At 69.4% G+C, this 10,186-nt stretch carries 11 protein-coding genes; 4 read left to right on the top strand and 7 right to left on the bottom strand.

What is annotated here, in order from left to right:
* Window positions 1–268, top strand: a 268-nt coding sequence (locus ACR2JA_RS15215) for a hypothetical protein (protein WP_434009922.1), incomplete at its 5' end; no start/stop codon positions are given.
* A 12-nt stretch (window positions 269–280) separates the two neighbouring features.
* On the top strand, window positions 281–916 hold the full coding sequence (locus ACR2JA_RS15210; RefSeq protein WP_434009921.1) for a LysE family translocator: 636 nt from the start codon (window positions 281–283) through the stop codon (window positions 914–916).
* 7 nt (window positions 917–923) lie between these two features.
* On the opposite strand, the gene ACR2JA_RS15205 is transcribed toward ACR2JA_RS15210, so the two are convergent.
* Window positions 924–2,108: an AAA family ATPase gene (locus ACR2JA_RS15205; RefSeq protein WP_434009920.1), complete on the bottom strand. Its 1,185-nt coding sequence runs from the start codon at window positions 2,106–2,108 to the stop codon at window positions 924–926.
* 63 nt (window positions 2,109–2,171) lie between these two features.
* Window positions 2,172–3,074, bottom strand: coding sequence for a LysR family transcriptional regulator (locus ACR2JA_RS15200; protein ID WP_434009919.1), 903 nt, complete (start codon window positions 3,072–3,074; stop codon window positions 2,172–2,174).
* A 95-nt stretch (window positions 3,075–3,169) separates the two neighbouring features.
* Between ACR2JA_RS15200 and ACR2JA_RS15195 the strand changes: the two genes are divergently transcribed.
* Complete coding sequence (locus ACR2JA_RS15195) at window positions 3,170–4,180, top strand: sodium-dependent bicarbonate transport family permease (protein WP_434009923.1); 1,011 nt, start codon at window positions 3,170–3,172, stop codon at window positions 4,178–4,180.
* 17 nt (window positions 4,181–4,197) lie between these two features.
* On the opposite strand, the gene ACR2JA_RS15190 is transcribed toward ACR2JA_RS15195, so the two are convergent.
* Together ACR2JA_RS15190 and ACR2JA_RS15185 are read right to left on the bottom strand one after the other, a co-directional pair.
* Window positions 4,198–5,097: a ketopantoate reductase family protein gene (locus ACR2JA_RS15190; protein ID WP_434009918.1), complete on the bottom strand. Its 900-nt coding sequence runs from the start codon at window positions 5,095–5,097 to the stop codon at window positions 4,198–4,200.
* Between the two features lie 23 nt (window positions 5,098–5,120).
* On the bottom strand, window positions 5,121–5,414 hold the full coding sequence (locus ACR2JA_RS15185) for a hypothetical protein (protein WP_434009917.1): 294 nt from the start codon (window positions 5,412–5,414) through the stop codon (window positions 5,121–5,123).
* Between the two features lie 92 nt (window positions 5,415–5,506).
* Between ACR2JA_RS15185 and ACR2JA_RS15180 the strand changes: the two genes are divergently transcribed.
* The gene (locus ACR2JA_RS15180; protein ID WP_434009916.1) at window positions 5,507–6,796 is read left to right on the top strand and encodes an amidohydrolase family protein; all 1,290 of its coding nucleotides are present in this window, start codon (window positions 5,507–5,509) and stop codon (window positions 6,794–6,796) included.
* 27 nt (window positions 6,797–6,823) lie between these two features.
* On the opposite strand, the gene ACR2JA_RS15175 is transcribed toward ACR2JA_RS15180, so the two are convergent.
* From ACR2JA_RS15175 to ACR2JA_RS15165, 3 genes are all read right to left on the bottom strand, one after another.
* Window positions 6,824–8,998, bottom strand: a complete 2,175-nt coding sequence (locus ACR2JA_RS15175; RefSeq protein WP_434009915.1) for a molybdopterin cofactor-binding domain-containing protein — start codon at window positions 8,996–8,998, stop codon at window positions 6,824–6,826.
* Between the two features lie 16 nt (window positions 8,999–9,014).
* Window positions 9,015–9,476 carry a (2Fe-2S)-binding protein gene (locus tag ACR2JA_RS15170; RefSeq protein WP_434009914.1) on the bottom strand — a complete coding sequence of 154 codons (462 nt, stop codon included), beginning with the start codon at window positions 9,474–9,476 and terminating at the stop codon, window positions 9,015–9,017.
* A gap of 200 nt (window positions 9,477–9,676) precedes the next feature.
* Window positions 9,677–10,186: helix-turn-helix domain-containing protein (locus tag ACR2JA_RS15165; protein WP_434009913.1), on the bottom strand; the 510-nt coding region annotated here is incomplete at its 5' end.

Genomic DNA, 10,186 nt, shown 5'->3' with positions numbered 1-10,186 from the left:
GCCCATTTATGCCTGGGCGCTGTTTCAGTCCAAGCATGTGCGCCAGGAGTTGAGCCAGCTCGCATCGGGCACCAGCGATTCGATGCGCAACATCTCGCAGGCCAAGCTCTTTGAGCTGTCATTGCCCTGGGCGCCCATCGAAGCTCAACGCGCGTTCGCAGAGCAGGCTCGTGCGGCGCATTCCATCGGCCAACAGCAAACCACCGCCCTCGCCAAAGCCCAAGCCACTTTCGGCGCCTTGCTCGCCCAGGCCTTCGCGCCCGCCTGACCCGCCACCGCCATGCCCATCACCCCCGAACAACTCCTCCCCTTCCTGCTCACCGCCGTGCTGCTGACCGCCACGCCGGGGCCGGACAACCTGATGGTGCTCAGCGTCGGCGCCTCCAAGGGCCGGCGCCTGGGCATGGCCTTTGGCCTCGGGTGCGCGGCCGGGTGCCTGAGCCACACGCTGCTGGCCGCGCTGGGGGTGTCGGCGGTGCTGGCGGCGTCGCCCGTGGCGTTCACCGCGCTGCGCGTGGTGGGCGGGGCTTACCTCGTCTGGCTGGGCATCGGCGCGCTGCGCAGCCGCGGCGGTGTGGGCCTGCCGGTGGCTGTGGCCGATGCCGCGGGCGACTCGGCGGCGCGGCAGTTCGCCAAGGGCGTGCTGGCCAACGCCATCAACCCCAAGGTGGTGCTGTTCTTCCTGTCTTTCCTGCCCCAGTTCGTGGTGCCAGCGCAGGGGGGGGTGCCGCTGCAGATGGCGGTGCTGGGCGGGGTCTTCACCTTGCAGGCGGCGGTGCTGTTCGGCGCGCTGGGTTGGTTCGCCGGCGGCGTGGGCCAGTGGCTGCAGCGCCGCCCGCGCGCCGGCCTGTGGCTGGACCGGGTGAGTGGCGTGGTGTTTGTGGGCCTGGGCCTGCGCATGGCGCTGGCGCGCTGAGCGGCGCTCAGGACCTGGCCACAGGCGCTGCGGCCGGCGGCGCCATCAGCGCTTGTTTGTCGCGCCAGACCTTGCGCACAAAAGGGTCGGCCACGGTGTATTTGCCGTGCGTGGGGCGCAGGATCAGGTTGGCGCTGACCATCTTGTCCACGATGTTCTGCACCTGCGAGGTTTCGACCGCGCTGCCGGTGCGTTCGGCGTAGGCGGCCAGGGCGTCGGCGCCAAAGAGGCCGGTGGCACCGTCTTCCGGCCCGGTGGCAATGCGTTCAAAAACGGCTTTGCCGAGTTCGCCGAACTCCTCCACCGCCTTGAGTTCCACGTCGGCCGCGGCGTCGGCCAGGGTGGCGCAGATGATGCGGAAGGCGGTGTCGGGGTCGGCGCCGTGCGCCTGCTGCAGTTGCCGCAGGGCCTTGAGCAGTTCTTCGGGCCGGTGGCCCATGGTCTGGAAGCCTTGCCAGGCCGCGTCGAGGCTGGGCACCACCGTGCCGGGGGCGGCGGCCACGCGCTGCAGCTGCCATTGCACAAAGTCGCGGCCCAGCACCTGGTACGACGCCGAGAGCGCTCCCGCAAAGGGCTGGGCGCGGCGCGAGGTCATGTCGGCGAGCAGCGATTTGTGCGAACCGGTGCCGATGAAGAGAAAACGACCCGGCATGCCGGGCCTGGCGTTGACGGCATCGCGCGCGGCCTTGAGCGCGTGCAGCAGGGCAAAACCTTCTTCGGTGCCCAGGGTCTGCTGCACTTCGTCGACGATCAGCACGACGTTGAGCCGGGCGGTGTGGACCAGCTCATCAAAGGCATGGGCCAGCGTGGTGCCACCGGGTTGGCCGACGCTGTCGAGCTGGAAGCCGAAACTGAAACCCGCTGCGCCCAGGTTGAGGCCCTTGAACCGTTGCAGCAGGCCGGAGCCCGGCGTCTGCAGCTGGCGCAGGGTGTTGCGCACGGCTTCGTGCACCAGGGCCGAGGGGCTTTTGGTGCGGTCGGCCCAGAGGTCTACGTAGATGACCAGCGCACCCCGGGTTTCCAGCGCGGGGATCAGGTCTTGTCGCAAAAAGGTGGTCTTGCCCACCCGGCGGATGCCCGAGAGGAACACGCCCGAGCGGGTGCTTTCGTCCAGCGGGCCGGGGTTGAGCAGCTGCTCGGCCATCTGGGCGGCGTAGGTGTCGCGATGGAACAGGCTGTCGGCGTCGGACATGTTATCTCCGGGTTTGGTTGCCGGATAATTATCCGTATTGGGTAATTGGCTGTAAAGAGCTGCTCAACCCGGCGTCCACTGGGCTGCGCTGCGCAGCAGGTGGTCGCGGAACACCTGCGCAATGGGCGAGAGCTGCTTGGCGCGCGGGTGCACCAGGTGCCATTGCGAGCGCAGGGGAAAGCCGCTGACCGGCAGCAGGGCCAGGTCGCGCCCGATCTCGTCGGCCTTGAGCGCGTGGCGCGAGACGATGCCCACGCCCAGGTGGCCGGCCACGGCTTCTTTCAGGGCTTCGTTGCTGCCCAGTTCCAGCGTGAGCGCGGGCGTGAAGCCGGCGGCGGCGAAGTGCCGCTCGGTGGCCAGCCGGGTGCCCGAGCCGCGTTCGCGCAAGATGAAGCGTTCACCCGCCAGCGCCTTGAGCGCCACGCGCTGGCGCTGCGCGAGCGGGTGGCTGGCGGGCGCGATCAGGTGCAGCGGGTTGTCCAGGAACACCTGGTCCTGCAGGTCCATGTCGGCCGGCGGTTGCGACATGACGTAGAGGTCGTCGCGGTTCTCGCGCAGGCGCTGCACCACGCCGTCGCGGTTGAGCACTTCCAGCGCGATGTCGATGCTGGGGTGCTGTTCGCAAAAGCCGCCCAGCAGGCGCGGCACGAAGTATTTGGCGGTGCTCACCACGGCCACGCTCAGGCGCCCGCTGGTCAGGCCCTTCATGGCGCTGACCTGCTGGCCGAAACGGTCCCATTCGCCGGCGATGGTGCGCGCGGTCTGCGCCAGTTCGCGGCCGGCCGCGGTGAGGAAGACCTTGCGCCCGATCACCTCGTACAGCGGCAGACCGACCGACTCGGTGACTTCGCGCAGCTGCATGGACGCGGTGGGCTGCGTCACGTGCAGTGCACGCGCGGCGGCGCTGACGCTGCCGGTGTCGGCCAGCGCGAGGAACAGGCGCAGTTGGCGAAAAGTGATGTTCATAGATAAAAGTCTATGTTGTGTCGCACAAAAAACGATTTTACTTAATGCATACGAGTCGCCAGAATCGCGCCCCACTGGAGGAGTGACACATGAACCTGAACAACCTGGTCGACCCGGCCATCCTGTTTTTTGTCGTCGGCGTGTTCGCCGGCCTGGTGCGGTCGAACCTGGAAATCCCCCCGGCGATCTCGCGTTTTCTGTCGATGTACCTGCTGATGGCCCTGGGCCTCAAGGGCGGGTTCGCGCTGGCGGCCTCGGGCCTGAACAGCCAGGTCGTGACGGGCCTGGGCATCGCGGTGCTGCTGGCGGTGGTGGTGCCGCTGCTGGGCTACGCGATGCTGCGGCACGTGGTGTCGGGCTTCGATGCGGCGGCCCTGGCCGCCACCTACGGCTCGGTCAGCGCGGTGACCTTCATCACCGCCACGGGCTACCTGGACAAGATCGGCCTGCCCTACGGCGGCCACATGGCGGCGGCCATGGCGCTGATGGAGTCGCCCGCCATCGTGCTGGCGGTGCTGATGGCCAACCGCCTGCGCCAGCAGGTGGCGGCACCGGCGGGCCTGGTGGTGGGCGCCGGCGGGGCGGCAGCCTTGGGCGGCGCGCCCGGTGCCACGTCGGCCCACTGGCGCAAGCTGCTGCACGAGTCGTTCACCGACGGTTCGCAGCTGCTGCTGATCGGCGCCATGGTGGTGGGGGTGCTCACCGGTGAGGCGGGGCGCGCAGCCATGCAACCGTTCTCGGGGGATCTGTTCAAGGGCATGCTGGCCTTCTTCCTGCTGGACATGGGACTGATGGCCGCACGCAACCTGCCGGGCCTGCGCGGGCGTTCGCCGGTGCTGCTGGCCTATGGGGTGCTGGCACCGCTGCTGCACGCCGCCCTGGCCTGGGGGCTGTGCCGCATGGCGGGTCTGCCCGCTGGTGACACGGCGCTGCTGATGACGCTGGCGGCCAGTGCGTCCTACATCGCGGTGCCGGCGGTGGTGCGCTACGCGATTCCCGAGGCCAACCCCTCGCTGTATTTCGGCCTCTCGCTGGGGCTGACCTTTCCGCTGAACCTGCTGCTGGGCATTCCGCTGTACACGCAGATCGCGCAGTGGGGAGGGTGAAGGCGTCCAGCCGGTGCTCAGGAGGTCGGGCGCGATTCCACCAGCTTGACCGCCGCCCAGAGCACGCGGTTGGCGGGCGTGGGCACGCCCAGCGCGTCGCCGCGGCGCACGACGAAGCCGTTGAGGAAATCGATCTCGCTGGGTTTGCCGCGCATCAGGTCCTGTGCGGTGGATGAGTACTGTTTGGGCATGGTCTCGGCGATGCGGCGCACGGCCAGGTCCACGTCGCCGGGCAGGGTCACGCCGTCGGCCGCGGCCACCGCGCGGCATTCGGCCACCACGTCGCGCATCACGCCCTGCACGCCGGGGCGCTGCACCAGCTCGCCGTAGGCGATGCGGCCCACGGCCGAGAGCGCGTTGTAGGCGCAGTTGAGGATGAGCTTGGCCCAGAGCGCGCCGCGCACGTTGTCGCTCACCTCGGTGGGCACGCCGGCGGCGATCAGGGCCTGCGCGACCGCGGCGCTGCGGGGCGAGGGTTCAATGACCAGCTCGCCGCGCCCGTGGTGGCGCAGGTGGCCCGGGCCGGCCATTTCGGTGGCCACGTAGACCACTGCCGCGGCGACGCTGGCGCCTGGCAGCACGGCGCGCAGGCGTTCGGCGTTGTCCACGCCGTTCTGCAGGCACAGCACCAGGGCGCCGGGCGCCAGGTGCGGGCGCATCTGTTCGCCGGCGGCTTCGGTGTCGGGTGACTTCACCGCGAACAGCACCACATCAGCACCGGCCACAGCCGAGGCGTCGGTGCTGGCGCTGACGGGCACCGTCTCGTCGAAGCCGAGCGTCTGCATGCGCAGGCCCTGCGCCTCGACCACCTGCACGTGCTGCGGCCGGCCGATCAGGGTGACGGCGTGACCGGCGCGCGCCAGCATGCCGCCGTAGAAGCAGCCGACAGCGCCGGCACCGAGCACAGCGAATTTCAACCGTGTGCCTGGGTTGATCATGATCAGATCGCCAACAGCTTGCAGATCGCCGCGATGTGCGCGGGCGTGGGCTTCTCGGGCGGCATCTCGTCTTCGGCCGCGCTCTTGTCTTCGTGGGCCTGGATGGCGGCGACCAGGGCGTACTGGTTGTCCCAGGTCAGGGTCTTGCCTTCGGGGCACATGTCGCGCAGGGTGCCGAACCAGTAGTAGCCGTCCTTGCCGCCAAAGAGCTGGTCGATGCCGGCGGCGTCACCGGTTTTCAGACCGGCGCCGCTGAGGATGAGCTTGAGTTTGTGGTGCGAGACAGCGTAGTGCATGGCGTGGGGAGCGGATCAGGTGCAAAGGGGCAAGATTTTACGGGGCGGGCCCGGTGGCGCGGGTGGCCGTCGCTTCGGCACACAATGAGCCCATGCTCGACCTGCTGATCACCCACGCCAGCCTGCCCGGTGGGCGCACCGACATGTCCGTGGCCGTGCGGGACGGCCGCATCGTTGAAGTGGCGCCCGGCCTGCAGGCCCCTGCGCACGACACCGTGGACGCAGCCGGCCAGTTGCTGAGCCCGCCGTTCTGCGACCCGCATTTCCACCTGGACGCGACGCTGAGCCATGGCCTGCCGCGCGTCAACCAGAGCGGCACCCTGCTCGAAGGCATCGCGCTCTGGGGCGAACTCAAGCCGCTGCTGACCGAAGAAGCGCTGATCGAGCGTGCGCTGACCTACTGCGACTGGGCCGTGGCCAAGGGGCTGCTGGCCATCCGCAGCCACGTGGACACCAGCGACCCCCGCCTGCTGCCGGTGCGCGCGATGCTGGAGGTGAAGCGGCGCGTGGCGCCCTACCTGGACCTGCAGCTGGTCGCCTTCCCGCAGGACGGTGTGTTGCGTTCCAAGGGCGGTCTCGACAATCTCAAGCGCGCGCTGGATCTGGGTGTGGACGTGGTCGGCGGCATCCCGCACTTCGAGCGCACTTTTGAAGCGGGGACGGCCAGTGTGAAGCTGCTGTGCGAACTGGCGGCCGAGCGCGGCCTGCCGGTGGACATGCACTGCGACGAGAGCGACGACCCGCTGAGCCGCCACATCGAGACGCTGGCGTACGAGACGCAGCGCCTGGGCCTGCAGGGCCGCGTGAACGGCTCGCACCTCACGTCCATGCACAGCATGGACAACTACCACGTGAGCAAGCTGATCCCACTGATCGCAGAGAGTGGGGTGAGCGCGGTGGCCAACCCGCTGATCAACATCACCCTGCAAGGGCGGCATGACACGTACCCCAAGCGGCGCGGCATGACCCGCGTGCCCGAGCTGATGGCCGCCGGCGTGACGGTGGCCTTTGGCCACGACTGCGTGATGGACCCCTGGTACTCGCTGGGCAGCGGCGACATGCTGGAGGTGGCGCACATGGGCCTGCACGTGGCGCAAATGACCAGCCAGGCCGGCATGCGCCAGTGCTTCGACGCGGTGACGGTGAACGCCGCGAAGGTGATGGGGCTGGACCGTTACGGCATCGAAGCCGGCCAGGACGCGAGCTTCGTGTTGCTGCAGGCGCGCGACCCGGTGGAGGCCATCCGCCTGCGCGCGACGCGGCTGAAGGTGTGGCGCCAGGGCCGGCTGCTGGCGCAGACCGCGCCTGCCGAGGCGCAGCTTTCATTGCCCGGCCGGCCAGGCAGCGCGGCCTTCATGCAACGGCCCGGCGGCCACGGCTGACGCCGCCGCCATCGGGCCGTGCCGTCATCAGGCGACCTGTTCCGGGAAGGGCAGGTTGCGCAGGCGTTTGCCACCGGTCAGGCGCGCGATGGCGTTGGCCAGCGCGGGTGCCACCGGTGGCAGGCCCACCTCGCCAATGCCGCTGGGGTGGTTGTCGGTCGGCATCACCTTCACCGTCACCACCGGCGCCTGGTTGGCGCGCAGCAGGTTGTAGGCACCCAGGTTCTTCTGCTGCGGTTCGCCGGCCTTGTAGACCAGCTTTTCGCCCAGTGCGGCCGACAGGCCAAAGATCGCGCTGCCCTCGATCTGGGTCTGGATGTTTTTCGGGCTCAGGGCATGCCCGCAGTCCACCGCGGCCCAGATGTTGTGCACCACCGGGCGGCCCGCGTTGAGCGACACGTCCACCACCATGGCGCAGAAGGTGCCCCAGGCGTCGGAGAACGCCAGGCCCAGCGCGCGCCCGGCCGGGCGCTGGCCGTTCCAGTTGGACATGGCGGCCACCTCGCGCAGCACCGCCTGGGCGCGCGGCGCCTTGTTGCACAGCTCGATGCGCATCTGCAGCGGGTCCTGGTTGGTGGCCACGGCCACCTCGTCGACCAGGGTCTCGATGCCGAACTTCACGTAGCCCGCGCCCACGCCGCGCCAGAAGCTGCAGGCGATGCCGCGGTCCTCAATGAGCTGTTGCACGTGGTGCCCGGCGATGTCGTACACGCCGTCGGCGAATTCCATCACCGGCGAGTCCTTGTTGCCGCTGGCCTTGAAGGCGCCGGGCAACAGACGGGCGTAGATCTGCTCGGCCACCACGCGGTGCTGCAGGCCCACGATCTTGCCCTGCGCGTTGACCGCGGCCACCAGGTGCTGGGCCGTGGCGGGCCGGGGCTTGGCGCGGACGAAATCGTCTTCGCGGGTGTGGATCATCTGCACCGGCACGCCGGGCACCGCCTTGGCAATCAGCGCAGCGTCCACCGCGTATTCCGCCTCGACACGGCGCCCGTAGCCGCCGCCCAGCAGCTGGATGTTGACCTTGATGTTCTCGGGCTTGAAGCCGCCCGCGGCGGCCACACCGCCCACCACGAAGCCCACGGTCTGCGATGGGGTCCAGAGTTCGATCTTGTCGCCGTCGACCCGGGCCGTGGTGTTCATCGGCTCCATGGTGAACTGGGACACGTGCTCGGTGGTGTAGGTGGCCTTGAAGGTGCGCGCGCCGCCCGCGATTTCCTTGGCCGCGTCGCCGTGGGCGTGGAAGGTCACGCCGGCGTCGGCCAGGTTCTCGGCGCGGGCCACGTACTCCTTGATCGCGGCGTCCGAGTCGTACTTCCGGCCTCGGGCGGTGTTGCTCCACTGCACCTTGAGCAGGTCGCGCGCCTTGCGGGCGGTGTGGAACGAATCCGCCACCACCGCCACACCGGTGGGGATGACCACCACGGCCTTCACACCCGGCACGGCCTTGGCCGCGGCGTCGTCCACGTGCTCGGCTTTTTCACCTTGCACCGGGGCGCTCAGCAGGCTCGCGTAGAGCATGCCGGGCAGGCGCACGTCGATGCCGTACACCGCCGTGCCGCTGGTCTTGCCCACCAGGTCGACCCGGGTCAGGTCCTTGCCGATCAGCTTGAACTGCGCCATGGGCTTGAGCATGGTCTTGTCCACCTTGGGCAGCTCGGCCGGGGCGGTGGCGGTACGGGTCAGCTCGCCGTAGGTGATGCGGCGGTTGCTGGCGGCGTGGATCACCGTGCTGTTCTCGGCGCGCAGTTCGCTCACCGGCACGTTCCACTGCGCGGCCGCGGCGCCGAGCATCACCAGCTTGCCCTGCAGGCCGGCCAGGCTCAGCGGTTCGTAGTAACCGGTGACGGTGCGCGAGGCGCCGGTGGTCAGGCCGCCGCCGAAACGCGGGTTGCCAAAGCGCTTGGGATCGGGCGGGGCGTGCTGCACGCGCACCTGGCTCCAGTCCAGCTCCATGTGGTCGGCCACCACGGCGGGCAGCGAGGTCATGGTGCCTTGCCCCATCTCGGACGCGGCCGAGTAGATGGTGGCGGTGTTGTCGGGCGCGATGCTGACCCAGGCGACGGGGGCAAACGGGCCGGTCTGCGCCTGGGCCAGGTCGAGGGCGCCGAAGCTGATGCCCAGGACGCCGGCGCCGCTGCCAACGATGAAGCTGCGGCGCGAGAGGGCGGGGGTGTGGAGGGTGGCGTTGTTCGTGGTCATGGTCGGTGCTCCCATCTCAGGCCAGGGTCTTCTGGGCCCGCACCACGGCGGCGGCGATCTGGTTGTAGGTGCCGCAGCGGCAGATGTTGCCGGCCATGCGTTCGAGCACCTGTTCGCGGTTCAGGGGTGCGCGCGCGTCCTTGATCACGGCGGCCGCGGCCATCATCTGGCCCGACTGGCAGTAACCGCATTGCGGCGCCGCTTCGGCGATCCACGCGTCCTGCAGGGCCTTGCCCTCGCGGGTCTGCACCAGGCCTTCGATGGTGGTCACCTGCGAGCCGGCGGCGGCCGACACCGGCAGCACGCACGAGCGGGTGGGGCTGCCGTTGATGTGCACCGTGCAGGCGCCGCACTGGGCGATGCCGCAGCCGAACTTGGTGCCCGTGATGCCCATCTCTTCGCGGATGACCCACAGCAGCGGGGTGTCAGGGGCGGCCTGGGCGTTGACCGCCTTGCCGTTCAAGGTGAACTTCGTCATGGTTGTCTCCGGTCTTGTCTTGTGTGTTGGTCGTTCGGTGCACGCGGCCCTTCACACGACCGCGTCGCGCATTCTGTGGTGGTTTCACGCTGCGGGCGGTTCACGCACCCGTTGATTCCCCTACATAACGAAGTGGTAAATCAAAGGGGCGGGTACGAACGGCCCGGCCCGCCGGGTGCGGCCTGGCGCGGTGGTCGGGGTCAGGCTTCCTGGATGCGCCAGGCGGTCTGCCGGTCGGCCACGTCCCGCTCGCGGAACTGGCGCGGCGACTGACCGGTGGTGCGCTTGAACACCTTGGAAAAGCCGAACGCGTCCTGGTAGCCCACGGCCTGTGCCACCTGTTCCAGCGTCTGCCGCGTCTCGGCCAGCAGCTGCATGGCCTTTTGCATGCGCAGGGTGCGCAGGTGGTTCAGCGGCGTGTCGCCCATGGCGCTGCGAAAGCGCTCGGCCAGCGCCGAACGCGACAGGCCCACCTGCTGGCCCAGTTCGTCCAGCGTCCAGCTGTGGGCCAGGTTGCCGTGCATCAGGGTCAGCACCTGGCGGATCGGCCGGTCGGCGATGGCGTGCTGCCAGCCGGGCACGCCGGGGTTTTCGCGGGCGGCGATCTCGCGCAGCGCGAAGGCGAACAGCGCGTCCAGCAGGCCGTGGGTGGCCGAGGTGGCGCCCAGCGCCTGGTCACCCAGCTCGCGGTCGAGCAGGCCCAGCGTCAG

The organism is Hydrogenophaga sp. (assembly GCF_051007235.1).
Lineage (GTDB): Bacteria > Pseudomonadota > Gammaproteobacteria > Burkholderiales > Burkholderiaceae_C > Hydrogenophaga.
The sequence above is the reverse complement of the archived record's forward strand: the minus strand, read 5'-3'. Positions and strand labels throughout refer to the sequence as shown.